This is a genomic window from Serratia sp. CY55921 (assembly GCF_052167655.1).
Taxonomy (GTDB): Bacteria; Pseudomonadota; Gammaproteobacteria; order Enterobacterales; family Enterobacteriaceae; genus Serratia; species Serratia ureilytica.
In genome coordinates this window covers 242,224-261,708 of the sequence record NZ_JBJNMU010000004.1, presented here as the reverse complement: position 1 = coordinate 261,708, position 19,485 = coordinate 242,224, and the positions used below count along the sequence as shown (strand labels likewise).

14 protein-coding genes are annotated in these 19,485 nt (G+C 58.7%); all 14 read left to right on the top strand.

Translation table 11 applies throughout. From position 1 onward, the window contains the following. Positions 1 to 19: 19 nt before the first annotated feature. The 14 genes from ACJ8M3_RS19235 to ACJ8M3_RS19170 all read left to right on the top strand — a co-directional run bounded on the left by ACJ8M3_RS19235 (position 20) and on the right by ACJ8M3_RS19170 (position 19,481). Positions 20 to 928, top strand: a complete 909-nt coding sequence (locus tag ACJ8M3_RS19235; protein WP_071841623.1) for a thiopeptide-type bacteriocin biosynthesis protein — start codon at positions 20 to 22, stop codon at positions 926 to 928. Next, a complete protein-coding gene (locus ACJ8M3_RS19230; RefSeq protein ID WP_050594440.1) occupies positions 915 to 2,261 on the top strand; it encodes a YcaO-like family protein in 1,347 nt (448 codons plus the stop codon). Before ACJ8M3_RS19235 ends, ACJ8M3_RS19230 begins: the two co-directional genes overlap by 14 nt. 12 nt (positions 2,262 to 2,273) lie before the next feature. After that, the gene (locus ACJ8M3_RS19225) at positions 2,274 to 2,891 is read left to right on the top strand and encodes a hypothetical protein (protein WP_089197316.1); all 618 of its coding nucleotides are present in this window, start codon (positions 2,274 to 2,276) and stop codon (positions 2,889 to 2,891) included. Further along, positions 2,891 to 5,293, top strand: a complete 2,403-nt coding sequence (locus tag ACJ8M3_RS19220) for a nitroreductase family protein (RefSeq protein ID WP_060660375.1) — start codon at positions 2,891 to 2,893, stop codon at positions 5,291 to 5,293. Before ACJ8M3_RS19225 ends, ACJ8M3_RS19220 begins: the two co-directional genes overlap by 1 nt. A gap of 1 nt (position 5,294) precedes the next feature. After that, positions 5,295 to 6,326: a PqqD family peptide modification chaperone gene (locus tag ACJ8M3_RS19215; RefSeq protein WP_089195060.1), complete on the top strand. Its 1,032-nt coding sequence runs from the start codon at positions 5,295 to 5,297 to the stop codon at positions 6,324 to 6,326. Beyond that, positions 6,323 to 8,860: a lantibiotic dehydratase gene (locus ACJ8M3_RS19210; protein WP_285142977.1), complete on the top strand. Its 2,538-nt coding sequence runs from the start codon at positions 6,323 to 6,325 to the stop codon at positions 8,858 to 8,860. The genes ACJ8M3_RS19215 and ACJ8M3_RS19210 overlap by 4 nt, the downstream gene beginning before the upstream one ends. Next, the gene (locus ACJ8M3_RS19205; protein ID WP_033644030.1) at positions 8,853 to 9,068 is read left to right on the top strand and encodes a hypothetical protein; all 216 of its coding nucleotides are present in this window, start codon (positions 8,853 to 8,855) and stop codon (positions 9,066 to 9,068) included. Before ACJ8M3_RS19210 ends, ACJ8M3_RS19205 begins: the two co-directional genes overlap by 8 nt. Before the next feature lie 6 nt (positions 9,069 to 9,074). Beyond that, complete coding sequence (locus tag ACJ8M3_RS19200) at positions 9,075 to 10,109, top strand: efflux RND transporter periplasmic adaptor subunit (protein WP_080273402.1); 1,035 nt, start codon at positions 9,075 to 9,077, stop codon at positions 10,107 to 10,109. Then, on the top strand, positions 10,102 to 10,812 hold the full coding sequence (locus ACJ8M3_RS19195) for an ABC transporter ATP-binding protein (protein WP_047025626.1): 711 nt from the start codon (positions 10,102 to 10,104) through the stop codon (positions 10,810 to 10,812). The genes ACJ8M3_RS19200 and ACJ8M3_RS19195 overlap by 8 nt, the downstream gene beginning before the upstream one ends. Positions 10,813 to 10,871: 59 nt before the next feature. After that, on the top strand, positions 10,872 to 11,966 hold the full coding sequence (locus ACJ8M3_RS19190; protein WP_033644034.1) for an ABC transporter permease: 1,095 nt from the start codon (positions 10,872 to 10,874) through the stop codon (positions 11,964 to 11,966). Beyond that, positions 11,963 to 13,132, top strand: coding sequence for an ABC transporter permease (locus ACJ8M3_RS19185; protein ID WP_033644036.1), 1,170 nt, complete (start codon positions 11,963 to 11,965; stop codon positions 13,130 to 13,132). The genes ACJ8M3_RS19190 and ACJ8M3_RS19185 overlap by 4 nt, the downstream gene beginning before the upstream one ends. 354 nt (positions 13,133 to 13,486) lie before the next feature. Continuing rightward, the gene (locus ACJ8M3_RS19180) at positions 13,487 to 17,488 is read left to right on the top strand and encodes an amino acid adenylation domain-containing protein (RefSeq protein WP_442514719.1); all 4,002 of its coding nucleotides are present in this window, start codon (positions 13,487 to 13,489) and stop codon (positions 17,486 to 17,488) included. After that, positions 17,485 to 19,050, top strand: coding sequence for a hypothetical protein (locus tag ACJ8M3_RS19175; RefSeq protein WP_047025625.1), 1,566 nt, complete (start codon positions 17,485 to 17,487; stop codon positions 19,048 to 19,050). The genes ACJ8M3_RS19180 and ACJ8M3_RS19175 overlap by 4 nt, the downstream gene beginning before the upstream one ends. Beyond that, a complete protein-coding gene (locus tag ACJ8M3_RS19170; protein WP_033644038.1) occupies positions 19,047 to 19,481 on the top strand; it encodes a toxin-activating lysine-acyltransferase in 435 nt (144 codons plus the stop codon). Before ACJ8M3_RS19175 ends, ACJ8M3_RS19170 begins: the two co-directional genes overlap by 4 nt. Positions 19,482 to 19,485: the final 4 nt, after the last annotated feature.

The window sequence follows — 19,485 nt, the reverse complement described above, 5'->3', positions numbered from 1 at the left end:
AAAAAACAGGTACGCAAAGATGAAAAACAGATCGGCATCTTGGCATTTTTACAAGCTGTATATCGGTAGCCATCATGATGGAATGGACTTTCTGATCACCCAGGGATTGACCCAAGCACTGGCGTACGCTCCTGATTCTCCTTGGTTCTTCTTACGTTATATCGATGAAAAAGGATTACATTTACGCGTTCGTTTTCTGCTGCAGGAAAAGGACAGCCAGCGCCTGGAAACCGCCATTTACGCTGCGCTGCATGATGCGCTGAATAGCCTGCCGTTGCGCCCGGCCAACCTGTGGACGCCATTGGTCAGCTTCCGCGGCAACACGCCGTTTCCCACGCATGAACTCCCGGTCCATTGCGAACGCGCGGAATATGAGCCGGAAACGGACGTCTACGGGGGCGAAACGGGCATTGGCATCGCCGAAGCGCTGTTTCACCAATCCAGTGACATTGCCCGTGCCATATTGCTGGCCGAGGCAGGCGGCGGCATGACGCGCAAAGAGTTTGCGTTGCCTCTGATGCTGGCCATGTTGGAAACGTTCATTCCTGTTGCCCGGCGTTCCGCCTTCCTTGAAAGCTTCTCGACTTTCTGGCTGGCGGGCTCTGCGGATATCGGAATGATCAAAAACAGCTTTACCGATCGCGCATGGGAACTGATTGATGAAAACTCGGTTCTTCTGTCGCCGCAGATACGGCAAGACGCGCAAAGCGCCGAACTGGTGGATCGCTGGCAGTCTGCGCTAGACCAGACCCGGCGTAACTATGAACGCCATTGCGAACGATACAGTGACGGCCTCGCGAAAAATCTGGCATTCCAATTCATGCACCTAATGAACAATCGCCTTGGCTTAAGCACGCTGGATGAAGCCTGGCTGGCCGTGTTGCTAAGCAAAAGCCTGGAAAGCGGAGTTATTCATGCATCATCATAACTTTGCCGTTTCCGCGTCCATGCGCCAGAAATATCCGTTCATGTCGCTGCTCTCGCCGCTGACGGGCGTTGTCGGCAGCGTCTACCCGTTGGAACCGCAGGAGATGCATATCCCCCGCTTTTCGTCGGTTCTGGCCAGCCTGGGCAATCTGTCAATGCCATATCCCCATATCATTGACAATAAAGGCAACGACCTGCAAAAAATCGCGCTTGCCGGCTGCGGCGCCGATGAACACGTCGATATGGCGATCGTCCGCGCTGTCGCCGAAGCGGCAGAGCGATACGCCACCTGCGTCTACCATCCTCGCGATGTTTCGGTCGCCAGCTTCCGCGAACTCGGGGCTGACGGTTTGGCGGCCGACAGCCTGCCCCGTTGCAGCGAGGAGGAGCTCGCCGATCCGCTCTGCCCGGTCAAACCCATTGATGACGCCCAGCCGTTGCGCTGGGTGGAAGGTTACTCGTTGACGGACTCCCGCCCGCGCAAGATCCCGTTGATCATGTCGCATCTGTATGTGCGGCCCTGGGAAAGCGAGCGTTTCTGGTTGCCGATATCGACAGGCGTCGCGGCGCACACCGACCTCACCACCGCCACGGTAACCGCGATCAATGAAGTCATCGAACGCGATGCGATTGCCCTTACCTGGCTATTGCAAATGCCTTTAGCGCGCATCCGCTTCGATGAACCGGTACCGGATAGATTACAAGACAAGTTTTCACGCCTGGCGGCCAGTGGGCTGGAACAGCTGTTCTTCGATGCCACTACCGACATCGGCTGCCCGACAATCTACGGATTGCAGCTGCGCGACGGGCATCCGACCTCGGCCCAGTTCGTCAACTGCTCTACGGGGTTCGATCCCTGGGGCAGCTGCGGCAAGATTATCCGAGAAAGCGCCATGGGGCGTTCGGTACTCGAACATCAACTGCCGGTGCCGGACGATATACGCGATTTTATCGCTCTCGAACATGGCGCCATCTTCATGGGGCGAGCCGAACAGCGCTCCGCATTCGATTTTCTCACCGCCAGCGAGCGGCAGATGCCGATTAGCCGCCTGCAGGCCGGGCAACCGCAAACGCCGGCAGCACAGCTGAAAAAATTGGTGGCGCGTTTTCGTCAACTCAAGATGGACGTCGTGATAGCGGACATGACGACGGATGAACTGCGCGATGCCGGTTTACATGTGGTGCGCGCTGTCATCCCCGCCCTTTTGCCCATGACGGCATGCTATCGCGCCCGCTATCTCGGGCATCCGCGCCTACGGGAACAGCAGCAACGGTTGAGTGAACAATTAGGCAAAGCCGCCACGATAAATCCGTGGCCGCAACCTTTTGCCTGAAGGAGAGTGGTAATGATTATCGTCAGTGACACCGCGTTCGGCAATGACGTGGCCGATTATATGCACTGCCAGGAAGGGATCTCTCAACTGACATTGGCAACCGCACTGAACTATTCCTGGGCCGACAGCAAGGTTTCGTTCGTCGGGATCGCGCTATCCGGCGGCGCGCCGCTTAAGCTTGAACAGCTCACCACGCAGCTGTTTCGCGCCGGGATCCCTCACGCTTGCACCGTGTTGAACGACCATATGCTGTTTTGCGGCCCCCTAGTCATCCCAGGCCGAACCGCCTGTTATGCCTGTGCGGCGAAGCGCCTGCTCAGCCTCGCCGAAACGCCGCGTACGGCAATGATGGATTTGAACCTGCAGCGATATCATGAACAGCAGCCGCAGAACGCATTGCGCGGATATACGCCGGCGCTGGTGCTGATGGCTGGATTACGGTTAAAGCAGTATGCGCAGCTCCCCGAAGACCAATTCGGCAAACTGACCGCCGTGAGCTTTGGCAGCAATCGCACCGCAAGCAGTTCCGTGGTGGCGTTACACGGCTGCAGCTGCCGTGAAAACCGGCATATTTCGCAGGCTCAGGGCACGGCCTTGTTGGCCGAACACCTGGAAGGAGCCTTACGCTAATGAAAGCCACTCATATGTCGACCGTCTTGTCGGGCGCACAGTTTAGCCACCATAACGATCTTTACGCTTTGCTGCCCAAGCGCCCCAAATTAATTCCGGAACTGATTTTCATTCCTGAAAGCGATACCCGCGTAGCCGTGTATGGCGCCTATCAGCCGCGCATCCTGACCTGCGTTCAGGGGATAAACACGCTGGCGGTCTTCCTCGAGCGCCTCGATGGCGTCAACGTGCTGGAAAGCGTGCTGACCGACGACGCGACCATGAGCCGCGAGAATGCCCTGGGCATGCTGTCCTTACTGTTTCGCTATGGCTTCCTTGAAGAAGGTGAAGGCCTGGATGACGGCGCCCCAAGCCATTTGGCAAGCTATTGCGGCCGCTTTGTCGACAATACCCGCCTGCACGCCAACCGCACTGCGGCGCTGCAGTCCGCCCGCCGCCGCAGGCTCGCCCTGGTTTGCCCGGAAGATGTGTCATCGCTGCTGCAACACGCGTTGGCGCCTATGGCCGCCAGCATTGACGTTCTGACCGAGCGCCCAACGTCCAGCGCCCTCCCCTGGGATGATGCACTGATCATTTTTGACGGCAGCGAGTCCGACGTTTTCCGCCAGGCATGCGCCGATGGGTTGCACCAGGCCGGCGTGCGTTATCTGAGCTGCATTATTGGCGCGGATCGCACGCTGGTGGGCCCTTATACCCTCCCGAACATCAGCGCCAGTTATCAATGCGCACGCACGCAATGTGAGCAGCCATCGCCCGCCAACGATCGGCAAGAGGTGGCGTTCCGCGCCGTCTATGCCGCCCATGAGCTGGGGCAAATTCTGCTCGGGCTGTCCTCTGAAAGCTACCTCAACAAGGTCGTTTCCCATAGCCATCGGGGCGAGGGGGAGTACACCTTAGCCTATAAGGTCGCCCGCATTCCCGGTACCGCGCTAAGCGGTTTAGGCCATGCCGCCTATCTGCCGCCGGGGGAAGAGGCATTTACTGCCTGGCAGCACCATATCGGCACACGCTTGCCGCCGCAGGGCTTGTTGCCACCGCGTTCGCATCAGATGCACTTCACGCTGGATAACCTCAACCGCCACGCCTCAAGGCCGGTCAGGCTGCATGGGCAGCAGCATATCAACCTGCCCGACAGCGCATTGGCGGAGCGCTGTCCGCCGCCCTGGCGAATGTCGGCAATGCCGTCACAACCGTTGACACTGGCCAATCTGGGCTGGTTGCTGCGCCACGCCACGGGTTATCAAAAAGGTGAAGACGGCACATTACGCCGCATCGCGCCCAGCGGTGGGCAACTGCTCTCGTGCGATATGTTTGTGGTCGTCCGCCGGCCGCTGCCGGAGATACCTTGCGGGGCCTGGTTCTATCTCGGTGAAAAGCACCAGCTCGTCAGGATTGACGGCATTGACTGCCAGCAATTGGAACACTTGCTCCAGCATCCCGAAGAGCCGATTTCACTCATTATCAGCGGCAACCTGAACCGCGTGCGCGGCAAATATAACGACTTCAGCTATAACATCGTTAACCTTGACGCTGGAGTGGTTAATCAATATTGCGCGCTTTCCGCGCGCGCGGCGGGCTGGACGCTGAGAGAAGATCATGGCGTCGACCTGCAATGGTTGGCGTCATTGCTCTTCTTCACGCAACAGGATAACCCCCATATCCTCTGCCAGGTCTTGCATGTGCAAGCGCCCCCGTCACAGGGTGAGCCGTGCCCTGCTCCACTTTATGAAACGGCGAGCAGCCTGGTCGCCGTTAGCCACCGCCCACGGCCGGCCGCCGCGCCAGCGTCGCCCACGCCCGCTGCTCTTTCATCACTGGCGACTGTGCACCGCGATGAGCCGCTCTCCGCGTTGCTGGAGCGCCGCAGGGCGACGTATGACTATGCCGATAGCCCGTTCCCGGAAACCTGGCTGAATACCCTGATCGCCGTCGCGCATGCCGGTCTTGAACAAAGCCGCCTGCGCGGGATGCCGGCGTTGCCAATGGAACCCTGGATATTGCTGCCGGAAGCCAGCGGCGAACTTGCCGCGGGCATTTATCAGTGCAGTCAGGCAGATCGCCGTTACTGGCGGAAACGGGATAGCGGGTTTGGCCGCGCACATTTGGCTGATTGCATCAATCAATTAGCGTTCCATAAAGCCGGCGCGTTGCTGATGTGGGTTGCCGATCTTGAAAAGACCCTGCATGACCATGGCGCGGCGGGATACCGCATGCAGCTGCAAAACGCCGCGGCAAGCGCGATGCAGTGCTGGTTGGCGGCGCTGGACTGCGGCTTGACCGGAACGCTGGCGGGAGGCGTGATCGAAGAAGGGCTCATTCGCCACGCGGGCGCCGACGGCTATCGCGAGGCGCCGCTGTTCTGTCTAGTGCTGGCGTCCCCTCCGCCGGCAGAGGGTGTTTAACATGCCGCCTGCATCCCCCCTGTTGCGTTTAAACGAGGATGTGAAACTGATCTCTCCGCAGGCGAATGTGGCGCTGTTGCTGCAAGAAAACAGTAATGCGCCGTTAAAGCTGAGTGGGTTTTCTGCCCGGCTTGCCCAACAGTTGCAAGGGGGCAGCTCCATGGCGGCCCTCCTGGCGGAGCTGGCAGAACACCACCCGAACGCAACGCCCGAACAGTGCCAACAGGCGCTGTCCGCGTTTCTGCTGCGGTTGAAACAGGCGAATATGATCGTTGATGGCGCACAAAAGCCGCCTGCGGCGGCGAAAGTGGCCGGGCGATATCAGCTGCCTAACCCCGATCGCGCCGCACATAAAATCGCCACCGTGCTGCGGGTTGTCCCGCGCGGGTTAGGTTACGGCCTGCTGAGCCTCGCGATTGCCGCTGCCTTGTGGCGTTTCATCGCGTGTTTGCCAGGGCTAAACGCCTGGCTGCTGCAGGGCGAATGGGCCAGCGTCCAGCTGATGGTGATGCTTGTCGGCATACCGTTATGGCTGTTTTTGCATGAAATGGCGCATGCCGTCGTTTGCCGTCTTTACGGCTGCCCGGTTCTGGGGGCAGGTCTGCAATTTCGCGGCTGGTGGCTGCCCTCCGTGTTTGTCAACACCAGCGCCATCGCGCTATTCCCACTGCGCGGCATGAAGGCCTGGGTGGCGATGGCAGGGCCATTGATGGATCTCTTGTGTCTGGGAGCGCTCGCGGCGCTGAGTGAAAGCGCCGCCGCCACCGCGATACGGCCGTTACTGCTGTTGATACTGTTCGGCCTGCTTTTCAATCTCACCCCTTTTCGGCTTTCGGATGCCACGCGGGCATTTCGCGCTTTTGCCCAACCCGGCGCCAATAAGAAAACCCGCGAGTGGTCTGCCCGAGGCCGCCGCCTATTCCGCAGTTATTGCCTGCTTTACAGCCTCTGCATGGCGGCGGCGATGGGTTGGTTAAGCTTCGTGAGTTGGCAGAAGGTGAATAACTGGTTGGCATCTGGAGTATTATCATGACGTTACCCGCGCAGCCTTTGTTGCTCGTCGCCCCTTTTATCATGCTGCGCACCGCAGGCCTGCCGGCGCACTATGTCAGCCAACTTCCGGATGATTTATCCGCGATTATCCGGCAACACCACTTGCAGGAGCCGGCCTGGCAGCAACTCGGGCAGGCGCTTATCGCCAGGCTGCATGCGAATATCGCATTACCCTCGGCGGACAGCGTTCGCCAGGATATGATTCGCTGTCGCCGCCATATCTTCAACGATCGCTATTTCAACCTGTCTGCCGAAGTGCGCGCCTGGTTGGCGCATTACGACTCAGCCGCTCTGGAGCAACTGACCGAATGGTTGGCGATAGCGAATGAGCGCCGGCAGTTGGCGGCAACCTTTAACCAACGCTGGCAGCGTGTCAACGAACAGACGCAGGCCTTGTTGCTCAAAGCCGCCAACGAACCGGCTCTGCGCCGGGCGCTCTGCCTTGCCTCCCCGCAGTTGCTTTGCGATCTGGAACAAAATTGGCAGAGTTGGCCGGCCAAACGGCGCCGGCGCGTAGAGCGCTCCTTGTTTGCCTACATGATTCGAGCGGCGGGCAAAGTCAGCCCATTCAGCACCTTTTCCTCTTTTAGCCTGGTCCCGTTTGAAAGCTCGGCCGGCGAAGCCACTCTGCAAACCGGTGAAGGCAAGGTGACCTCGACCGTACACCTCAACCGCTCCATCGCATTAGCCTTGCGCGACGCGCTGTATACGCAGCTCTGGTTGGCGAAACATGATCTGCCGCTGTGCCGTAACCCCTCCTTGCAACGCATTTCCGCCAGCCAGATGCGCGGCCATTTCTATCGCTATGAGAAACGCCACGGTTTGTTATGGAACGAAGAGCAGCAATTTGTCCTGGGCTTGGAGGCGGCGGAAATCGACGCCGTTCTGAGCGCCAGCCACCAGCAAAGCTGGAGCGCGTGGCGAACGCATTTCGAACTGGCTGGGATGGCCCCGTCCGAAGCGGAAAGACTGCTGAGAAAGCTGGTGCGCAAGGACGTCTTGCGCCCGACATTACAGTGGGGAACGCATCATCCTGCCCCTCTGGCCGATGTTTTGGCGCTGATGCCGGCGGAGCTCTCCAGCGACGCTCTGCGCAACCTGCCCGAACTGCCCGAACGCTTTGGTGCGGCAGAAAACGCGGAGCGCGTTGCGCTGCTTGAGCAGGCTCAACAGACGATTCAACAGAGCTGGGAGCGGCTGACCCGCCATCAGATGCCCGAAATTCGCAATATTTTATATGAAGACGCCTGGCGGGAAGGGATCAGGATGACATTGCCTGACGCTTTCATTCCCAATGTACTTGCCCGCGTAGCGAAAGCGGTGGCCAAACGCGCCACGTTGTCGCAGGAGTACCTCTGGCTGCTGCAGAACTTTATCGACAAATACGGCGCAGGTGGCCACTGCACCGATGTCTCATTGTTTTTGCAGCAGAGCTGGCAGGGATTTATTCAATTCACCCAACAACGTATCTCGCAGTCCGCCGCCACAACGGCCCGCTGGCGGCAGCACAATATCAACCCCGCCGCCCTGAAGCTGCCGGTAACGCTCTTCCTGCAATTGGATGCCCGTCATGTGGGGCAGCTAGCGCATCCCCGGGGCAAAGTGGTCATCAACAATGCGTATTCGCGTATCGGCTGGCAGTTGGCGCGCACCACGTTGACCAACGACAGCCAGGCCGACGACAGACGCCATCAGCTGCAAAACTGGCTGCGCCAGTTCGCCGCGCCGGCGCTGCCATTAACCTTCAGCGTCAGCGGCGAGTCCAGCAATCTCCAGGCTCAGGCCCGCCTGGCGGCTCATCATCTGTGCCTGGATGAGCCGCCTCAGGTTGCCGGCGACCTGACGCTCGACCGGCTCCAACTGCATCATGATACGCAGAGCGGCCTGCTGAAGCTGACGGACAACCAGGGACAAGCGTTCCAATTATGTTACCTCGGCGCGGCGACGCCGATGGTGGCCTGGGGAACCAAATACCTGCTTACCGTACTGGCCGAACCGGTGCAGATTGGCCGCCCCGCCTACAAGCGATTGATGGCCAATGAGCTGGATCATGACTTCCGCCATGCCCCGCGCATGGAGGAGGAAGACTGTGTCCTGATCCGTGAAACCTGGTGGGTCCGCTCTTCCCGCATTTTCCATGAGCTGTCCGGGCATCAGGCGGCGGAGCATCCGGTGCGCCTGTTGGCATTGTTACTGAAGAACGGCATTCCGACGGACAGCTATGTGAACGGGCAATTCAACGATCATCTTAGCTGGCAGTCATTTAACAACGACAAGATTCGCAAGCCGATGTGGTGCAGGCTGGGCAATTCACATTGCCTTGACCAATTGCTGCTACTGGCGCGAAAAGTTGACTGGTTAGTCTTCCGAGAGGCTCTCCCGTCACCGGAAAACAGTTGGATGGAAGTGAAGAATGAAACCTATCTCACTGAAATACACACTGAGATGGTCATCCCTGGCGATTACCTCGACGCCTCTCTTATGTCCCCTCTGAAGGAGAAATCCCATGCATAAAGTATCAGGCTTGCTGCTTATTATCGGCCTCGTCATGTTCGCTGTCGCCCTGGCCCTCAATATCTACAGTAGCTACACGGCGAGCAACGCCAACGGTGCGTCATTGTTCTCCACCAACTGGTGGGCGCGCTGGTTCCCACTTTACGCTTCGGGAGCCGCTCTGCTCTTCATTGGTGTGATCTTGCGCCTGACAGTAGGGGATCGTTAAGCACCTATGCGTTCCCCATCTTCAGAGGCACCGCGCAACGCCGCCCGCCAGCAGGCGTTGCACCTGCTGAACTCGCCTCATACTCCGCCGCGCGGGCGGCCATGGCGCAAAGCGGCGCTCGTCGGAGCGATTGCGCTGGCGTTAGCCTTAGGTCTCGTTGCCGGCAGGGCATGGTTTACCCAGCCAGCAGCGGCCGAGCGCGCCAGCGCCGCCGAGCCTCAGGCCAACACCGCAGCACCTGTCGAGCCAGCGCCCCCTGCGGCGGCCGCATCTGCAGTCACGGCCGCAGGATTCATCAAGGCCTCGCGCCTCTCCACCGTTTCGGCAGAGATTACGGGAACGGTGCAAGAGATTTATGTGCAACGCGGGGACAAGGTAAAAAAAGGCGAGCGATTGGCATCACTCGACGGGCGTTCGCTAAGAGCGCAGCTTGCGTCGCTCCAGGCCAGCCAGCAAATCGCGGCGGGCAAACTCGCGCAGACAGAGTCCCGCCTGCCGCGCGCGCGCAATCAGCTGCAGCGATTGAACCGTTTGTTGCCGCTCAACTATGTGAGCCAGGATGATGTCGACAGCGCCAAAGCGGAGTTGGATTCGTTCGAGGCGCAGCGCCGCCAATATCAGGCAGAATTACAACAAGTGGGCTGGCAGATAAAAGCCAGTGAAATCGACCTGTTGCGTACGATTATCCGCGCGCCCTTCGACGGCCAGGTGGTGTCGTTAGACGCCTCCCCAGGGGAAACGGTCTCGCCCATTTCCGCCGGCGGCGGTTTCACCCGCACGGGGATCGCCACCATTGTCGGTTTGGATAATTTTGATGCCGAAGTTTGGCTGCCCGAAAGCCAGCTGGCGAAAGTCGCGCCCCAACAACGAGTGACAATCAAGCCGGATGGCCTCCCCGATCGACAGATCTCAGGCACCGTCAGCCTTATCTCTTCGGTGGTGGATGAGCAACGCGCGGCGGTTTTAGTCATTATCAAGCTCGCTCAGCAACAGCCCTGGCTGAAACATAATATGTCAATTCAGGTAGATTTTTATGAATAAAACGGCAACCGCGCCGAGCGATCCGGTCGTACAACTGCAACAGGCCGGCAAAGACTATAAAAAAGGGCGCGAGCACATCACGGTATTGCACGATCTTGATTTTAGCCTGCACGGCGGCGAGATGGTCAGCATCATGGGGCCATCCGGCTCAGGGAAATCGACGCTGCTCAATCTGATCTCCGGCGTTAATGTCTGCGATCGGGGCGAGGTATTTTTGCAAGGGCATTCGCTGCATCGGCTGCGACCTGAAGAACGCACCTCGCTGCGAGCCCGCCATATTGGCTTCGTCTTTCAGTTTTATAACCTGTTGCCCGTGCTCAGCGCCGAAGAGAATGTCGCCCTCCCCCTGCACCTTTGGCATATGGACGCCAAACAGCGCCGGCAACGCGTCGACGCCGCGCTGGAGCTGGTTCAGATGGAACACCGGCGCCGCCACTTGCCGGATGAACTCTCCGGAGGAGAGCGCCAACGCGTGGCCATTGCGCGTGCGATAGTCACTAATCCGGATCTGCTGCTGTGCGATGAGCCTACCGGCGATCTCAGCCAGGAGGCGGGGGAGGAAATTATGGATATTATGACGCTACTGAGCCGGGAGCAGGGCAAGGCTATCATCGTCGTGACGCATGATATTCAGGTCGCCGCGCGGGCACAGCGCCAATTCCAACTCAGGGACGGCAAGCTGATCCGTAGGGATATGCCATGAGAGCCGTGTTTTACCTCTGGTTGTGGCGCTCCGCCACTGAGCAGTCGAGAAGATTTATCATGATCTTGCTGTTTATCGCCAGCGGCGTCATGTTGCTGCTGCTCATGCTGACCTTTGATCGCGCCTTCAGCTTAAAGGCAAGCGATCCGCCCGGCGCAGACAACCGGCTACTGGTGCTGAATGCACTCAGTTCCCAAATGCTGCTGCCGCAGTTTTATCATCAGAAAATGAGTCAACTGCCGGCGTTGGATCGGCTGAGCTGGGGAGTTTGGGTCGGTGCTTACTATCGCCACCCCGGATGGTTCGTGCCCGCTATCGCGGTAGAAGACCAACACTACTTCGCCATGATCCCCTCTTTAAAAATAGCGCCGGGCTTACTGGAGCGTTGGCAGAATGACCGGCAAGGCGTGCTGGTCGACAGCCGTTTTGCGGCGCAATATCGCTTAAAAGCGGGCGATCGGCTGCCGCTTTCATCCGCGATTTGGAAGCTCGCGCCTAACCCCATTCTCGATCTTTACATTACTGGCATCGTTGAAGAAACCCAAACCGACACCCCTCCCGCGGTCTGGATGCATTATGACTACCTCGACAGCGTGAGACAAAATGGCAAGCGGCTGGTGAGTTTTTTTATGGCGACCCCTAAACCCGGCATGTCTGCCGAGAACCTCTCCCGGCAGATTGATGCCCTGTTTGGCGCGGAGCGGTTGCGCGGCACCACGCAGACAGCCCCCGTACGCATGCATATAAAATTGTTTATGAGTAAATTGTTCGATTTCCATCGCGTGATTTTTTGGGTCAATCTGGCGCTGTGCCTGTTATTGGCGCTGCTGCTCAGCACCAACTTCTATGTCATGACGCATAAAGCCTTGAGCGACTACCGCACCCTTAATTATCTGGGTTTTCGCAAATCACAGTTGATTAAAGCGGTTGCCGTGCAACTCGGCGCCATCACCTTGGCGGGTGCCATCGTGGGCATAGTGTTGTCGGTTATTTTTATTCTGCTGTTGCCGACGCTGTTCCCCGCCGTATTAAACGCCGTTGAGCCGCATTTCCAGGATTATGCCATCGGCCTCCTGCTGGTCTTTATTTTATCCCTGGTCTGCGCATTGCCCTCCCTCTTGCAAATCGCTCGCCTGCAGGAGGAGAGAAAATGAACCCGCGTTCATCCTCGAAAATCCACCAGCTCGGGATATTGCTGGGCATTGGATTACGCAACCTGTGGCGGCGGCCGCTTTATTTCACCGCGATTCTATCCAGCTTCATTTTTCTCGCGGTCATTGTGACATCGTTATTTTCACTGCGCGCAGGGCTGATCGGCGCGCTGGAGTCGAGTGCGGAACCCGGCCTGTATTTTGCGCAAAGCAAAGACTCCTCTTCCGAACTGACCAGCACGATAACGCGAACGCAGGCGGCGCAACTTTCGCGCTTGCCCGGCCTTGTTGCGGCTTCGCCGGAGTGGGTTGTCCTGGTGCGGCTCCGCCCAGACAACGTGGAGAAAGAGTATCTGGTGCGCGGCGTAACGCCGGCGGCATTCACGCTGATGAACGCGAACAACGGGCAACCGCTGGTCACCCTCACCCGCGGCAGAGCATTTCAGCCGGGGCAAAATGAGCTCGTCGTCGGCGCGTCATTGGCGCGGCATTATCCGGCGTTCCACGTGGGCGAGACCATACGCCTGCACGACCGCGATTGGAAAATCGTCGGTGAATTTACCACCGGCGGTTCGCCGCGGCAGTCCGAGTTCATGGCCGATCTGGAACATATCCGCACCAGCTGGGGCGCGGGACTCGATTACAACCTGGTGGCATTGACCAGCAATGTCACCTCTGTCGAGCAACTGCAACAAGCCATCCAGGGGACGCTCAATGACCGAGTCGCCATTAGCGACAGCCGAACCTACTATGCCGGCAGCAGCGAAGGGTTGGGCCAGGTGCTGCTGTGGTTCGGCCTGTTATTTTCATTGCTGGCGGGGGTGTCGGTGACTGCGGGCATCATCGCGCTGTGTGAATCGCTCATTGCCAACCAACAAGACCAGCTGGCAATAACGCTGCTGCTGGGATTCGGCAGGGTTATTGATGTGTCTTATCTCTGCCAAACCCTCTTGCTGGGCCTGGCAGGCTCTTCCATTGGCGCCTTGTTGAGCATGTTGCTGTTCAACGGCATCACGTTCACCACGTTTGGCCACGCGCATGAGCTGGTGTTCCCCATGATGGTCAGCGGAAAAATGCAGATGATCAGTATCGCTTATGGCGTATTCATCAGCTTTATCGCCTCACTGTTTGTGCTGCCGGCCATTCGCGCAGCGACAAAGGGAAAATAATGCCGGGCGCAACAGAGAGCCGGCGAAAAGCAAGCCGCGCGTCGCCGCCGGGGTGCGGCCCAATAGCGATTAAAAAATGATAGCTACTTAATTTATTGCGGTATGCCCGGCGAAACGCGGCAGAAGATTTTGCGATGACCTTGGCGATAAGGGCAAAGCAATTTCCCCCGCCGGTCATTGTCGCCAACGAAGAGCGCAGGGCATTCATTGAATGAAATCGCGCTAGGTGAAAAACCCAAAGCACTGAATATCAATTACACAGAGATATTGATTTGATTTTGCAGGCCAAAAGAAAATGGAAAGCCTGGTAACAAGGCACTTGAGTACCACTCCAGAACAGGAGCCAGAGAAAAAATGAATGATTCATCCCTTAATAATACCCCCCTGGCGGACACCCAGCAGGGCGTATGGTACGCATCGCAAGCGAGCCACTCTTCCAAACTCTATGCGACGGCGCAAGCCCTGCGCCTGCACGGTGAAATTAATCGGACATTATTGCTCAACGCCATCGAACTGGCTCTGCTGGATATTGAGGTGCTCAACCACCGTTTCCTCGATATCGATGGCACTCCGTCTTTCGGCATCCGCCAGCCTGCTGGCCGCGTGACCGTCTGCGATCTCAGCCATCACGCAGACCCGGAGGCGCTCGCCTGGCGCGCGATGGAACAGATAACGCAACGGGAACAGGGACCGGAGAATTTACATCTTCATGAACATCAGCTGTATGTTTTGAATGAACGCGAAGCGATATGGTTTTCCCGAATACACCATATCGCTTTCGACGCCTACGCCTATTCCCTGCTCCACCGCCGTGCGGGGGAGCATTACCGAGCGCTGTTGCAAGGAACGCCGCCTCTCCCCAGCCGCTTTGTCAAACTGACCACGCTCTGCCAGGACGACGTCCTCTACAGGCAGAGCGCGCAATATGCGGACGATCACCGCTACTGGATGCAGCGCTGCGCGCAGTTGCCTGCGCCGACCTTTCTGGGTGCGCCAGCGCAAGCCATGGCCGAGCACACGTTGGAAGTCGAGACCGTTATCGATACCGAGCTGGCGCTAGCCCTGGGCAGCTTCTACCAAAGCAGCGGGATCGCGTTATCCGACATCTTGCTCAGCGCGTTCGCCAGCTATTTCTCCCGCTGTCAGTCGGGCGAGCGGCAACTGTTGTTCGGCCTGCCCTGCATGGGGCGGCTTGATACTTATGGCGCCCAGGCGGCGGTCACACGCAGCAATATCCTGCCGCTTCTGCTGGATTTGCCGCAACACGCGCACTTTCGCGACGTTTGCGCCACCGTCGCCCGCAGCCGGCGCGAGCTGCTCGCGCACCAGCGCTACCGCGGAGAATGGATCGGCCGAGCCATCGGCAGGGTAGGCGATACTCTGCCCCTTTACGGCATCGAACTGAACATCTTGCCTCCGCCTGCGACGCTCGATTTTGCGGAGCTAAGCGCCACGGTCAAACATATCGCCACCGGCCCCGTACGCGATCTTAACCTCCACCTGGAACTGGGTACGGACCTGCAACCGCGCCGCCTGCGTCTTATCGCCAATGCCGCGCGCCATCATCACGCAGAGCTGCAATTGCATGTGCGGCGGCTGTTGCATTGGATCATGCAGTTGGTTGCGGCGCCGACCCTTCCGCTGCAACAACTGACGCTGCCGGCACCGGCGGAACTGGCGTTAATCGCGCAATGGAACGACACCGCCCAGCCGTTACCCGCCAACACGATCCTCGGCCTGTTCCTCAAACAGGCTCAAGCCACTCCGCATCAGCTAGCCGTGCTCGACGAAAACGAACGGCTGAGCTATTCGGCGCTGGAACTGCGCTCACGGCGGTGCGCGCATGCCCTTGAACGCCATCTGCAAGGCGCTCGCGGCCAGGTGATCGCCGTCACACTTGAACGCAGCGTAGCCTTAGAAGTGGTTCTGCTGGCCATTATGCGTGCCGGCGCCACGCTATTGCCGCTGTCGCCCGAACTGCCGACGCGGCGACAGCAAAAGATGCTCGAGCAGGCCAATGCGGCATTGCTGATAGCCGATCGCGCCGATGACGACAGGTTGCCGGACAGCGTTCCCCGGCTCGATCTCGCCGCGCTGTACTCACTAGCCGCCCATCAGGGCGACGCGGCATTGCCGCTCGTCACGCGGCAAAGCGGCGCAGATCCGGCTTATATTCTGTTCACCTCCGGTTCCAGCGGCGCCCCAAAAGGGGTGATCGTGAGCCATCTTGCCTTGGCCAATCGCCTGCAATGGATGCAGGCCGAATATCCTCTCGGAACGCAGGATCGCGTGCTGCAGAAAACGCCGGCCACCTTTGATGTGTCGATTTGGGAGTTTTTCTGGCCGCTGATCGGGGGCGCAACCTTGGTGATGGCGCGGCCCGGCGGCCATACCGATCCGGCGTACCTGCTGAATTGCATCGTGCAGCATCGCATCACAACGCTGCACTTTGTTCCATCGATGCTGGCGCTGTTTCTCGACGCCGTCGAACGCAGGCCCGAACCGCTGCCGCTGCTCAGGGTATTCGCCAGCGGGGAAGCCTTGTCGCCGGAGCTGGCCCAACGGCAGCGGACATTGCTGACGGCGCCTTTGCATAATCTTTACGGCCCGACGGAGGCCGCCATTGATGTCACTTACCACGCGCTGAGCTGCAGCGACGAGAAGCGCAGCGTGCCTATCGGCCGCCCCATTTGGAATACGCGCATCCACGTGCTGGATCCCTTCGGCAACACCACCCCCATTGGCATCGAAGGGGAATTGCACATTGAGGGCATTTGTCTCGCTGACGGCTATGCGGGCCAACCCGAGCTGACGGCAGAACGGTTTTTCGCCACGGCGGACGGCAAGCGCCTTTACCGCACGGGAGACCTGGCGCGCTGGCGCCCGAATGGCGAAATAGACTATTTGGGGCGGCTGGATCACCAGATAAAAATACACGGGCAGCGTATTGAGCTGGAGGAAATTGACGCGGTTCTCAATCGACATCCGCAGGTGCTCCAGTCCTGCGCCAACATGCATGACGGGCGCATTGTCGCCTATGTCGTGGCCAGCGGCGCCGAGGCCGATGAAAAAGCCTTACTAGCGCTCTGCCGGGAATATCTCCCTGCCTACATGCTGCCGCAGTGCCTGGTGTTTCTCTCCGAACTGCCGCTCAGCCGCAATGGCAAACTGGATAGAAAAGCGCTGCCCGCTCCGCAAAGCCCGCAATCACAGGGCGGTGGCATTCCCTCCTCCCTGACGGAGCAACGGCTGTGCGAATATTTTGCCGATGCGCTGCGCCTGCCTGCCGTGGCGCCTGAAGCCAACTTCTTCGAACTGGGAGGCAACTCGCTGAGCGCCGTTGATGTCGCCGCCCGCATTAACGCCGGCCTGGGTTGGCAAATCACCATCGCCAGTATCTTTGCTCATCCTTCAGCCCGGGCGCTGGCCGAACAAGGCCAGCACTCAGCGCCGGATATGCTCGATGCCACACTGCTGCTGCGCCCTGGCGCCGGCGCTTCGCAAAACGCGCTGCCGACGCTGTTTTGCATCCATCCGGCCGGTGGCATCGCCTGGTGTTACAGCGGCCTGGCGCGTTTTCTCAAAACGCCGTGTGAAATCGTCGGCTTGCAAGCTCAAGGCCTGACGCCGGGCAGCAATATCACCCGAACGATGGATGAAATGGCCGCAGAATATGCCAGGCGCATACGCGCCCATCAGCCCGAGGGGCCTTACTGGATCATCGGGTGGTCGGTTGGCGGCATGATCGCCCACAATGTCGCCATCCACCTAGAGCAACAAGATCAGCAGGTCGAATTGCTGGCGATGATGGATGCCTATCCCAGCGATCTGTGGCGACGCTTCGCTTTTGAAACGCTCAATGGCGAAGAGGAGGAGAGCCTGGCGCTGGCCGCCCTGTTGTTCATTGCGGGCATCGCCTTGCCCTTCGATCAAGAATTGCCTTCGCTGGTCGTGCCGAAAGGCGAGATCCTGCAACGCGCGGAAACAATCGCCCTGTTGCGAAAACACGGCAGCGCCCTGGCCAGTCTGGATGACGGCACGCTCGACCGCTTGATTGACGTGGTGATTAATAGCCGCCGCCTGGTCGGCCAGTCGGAACACGGCCACTTCTACGGTAATTTGCTGTTCTTCACGGCAGCAGCGCCGCGCGCAGAAGACTGGTTGGATTTGGAGGCCTGGCGCCCCTATGTACATGGACGAATACAAAATATCGACATCGACTGCGATCACCCCGCGATGGCCAGGGCGGAAGCATTGCGCGATATCGCCGGGCATCTGGACGCCGCTTTTGCTCGTTTCGCGCAGCGCACGTCCGTATCAGAACTGAACTACACCATAGAGTACATCACCCAATGAGCGATTCTTTTTTACTTAAGGACCTGGCGGAAAATTTAGTGCCTTTCACGGCACACCGGGTTACGTCCTCTCTCATTTGGTCCGCCGAAGAAAAGGCAGACGGCGAAGCGCTGCACGCCGCGTGCAGCTATCTGGTCACTCCCGATACGCCAGGCGCCGTCAAAGTTTTCCACGCGGAACGTTACGGCGGAGGCGGTATTCAACGTAACGGCGGCGGCGCCCGCTGCGGTTTTGATGGCCGTTACCAGGTGAAAGGAATCGGTGCTAATCCGCTGGTCGGGCAAGGTTCGGATTGGTATCACTCCAATGGCGAACTGCGCGCCGAACAGGCGATCTATGAAGCCCTATGGAGCGAAATGCTGGCGCAGACGTTGCCTTATGGCGCCGCGCGCACCCACGCGATTTTGCTCACCGACAGCTATACCCATGGGGATTTCACCCGCACAAAGGGCCGCTCTCGCCGCGCCCTTCTGGTTCGCGAGCCCCTGGTCCGCCCGGCACATTTTGAACGAACGCCCTACTTCCGGCCCAAAGCGGAATATGCAGGGCAGCTCATGCATGACGTTCAACGGGTTAAATCCGTGCTTCGCCGCCTGCCGGACTATTTGCCGGTCCCCACCGCGGGCTTCAGCGAACAGGCCGCTCGCGATCCGCGGCGCCGCTGCCTTGAGGGGATGTATGAGCTCACCAAACGTCTGGCTCGGCAAATGGCGTTTTGCCGCACCCGCTTCCTGATGTTGACCACCTCATCCTCCAACATCACCATGGACGGTAGGGTATTGGATTTTAACGGGCTAACCTGTTTATTCCCCAGCGATCATCGTTACGATTTCGAATACCAGCTCAAGTTTGCACAATTGATGAGAGAACCGGCAATCATTCAGAACAGCCTATCCGAGCTGTGCTTCTACCTTGGGAAGTACCTGTTTGATCGGCCTTTCATTGCCATCGCCCAGCAACAGGTAAAAACCTATTTCTGGCATTTTTTTCAGCAGGCCTGTTGCCGCGGCTATTTGACGCTACTGGGCATTCCCATCGACCTGCTCTCACCGGCGGAGACGCCAAAACCCTTAGAGAGGCTGGCAAACAGTTTCCTGCAGCTGCTTATCCACCGTTGCCGAAAGCTCTATGTCTCAGCGGAAATGGCGGGAGACGAATCGCCGCTGGAACGTTTGGTCGTGACCTTGATTCGCTGCAGCCAAGGGCACCCCGTCCCCACGCATGACGATTTCTCACGGGATGCGCGTTTTATGGGCACCCTGCGCGCTTTCTCGCAGGTCAATCATTGGTTGGTCGAAACCTGCCGCGCCCAGGGAATCGATGCCACCGTTATTCAGAAAGGCATGGCGCAACAGGCTCGCCTCAGGCTGCGGCCCCGCCCCCAGTGCGGGAAAATACAGATGCTCAACGAAATCACGGCTCTGGTGGAGGCCAATGGTGATGACGACCAACGCTTGCGGCAACTGTTAACCGACATGCGGATAAAGGCGGTGGCCTTCGCCAAAGAAACCTTTGGCGGGCAGCCGCTTGTCATCCCCTCCAGGAGAAATGAACCAGCATGACGCTCTATATTCGAGAAACCGCCGGCGGCCAAGATCAATGGTCAGACTATGAGCAGCTTGGTTTTGCCGTGAGCTGCATGTTACATCACCGAAATTACAGCCTTCATCCGATAAAAAGCGTTCAAGAGCGCTTGATATTTGCCATACAGCACGGGCAGATCAAGTTTCTTTTCGACACCAATGACCAACCGCTGGCCTATGTTCTCTGGGCCTGTCTGACGGAGGACACCGAAACGCAATTGCAACGCGATCCGGGGTTCCCACTTCACCCTTCCGAATGGAATGAGGGAGACAGGATATGGCTGCTCGATTTTTGTTGCAGGCCCGGTTTCGCACCTCAGGCAATCAAGCGCTTCAACAAGCTCAAACCCTGGGGAGAGGGCCAGGTGCGCTGGCAGAACAGAAAGAGAAAGGTAATGACGCTGGCCTGATCCG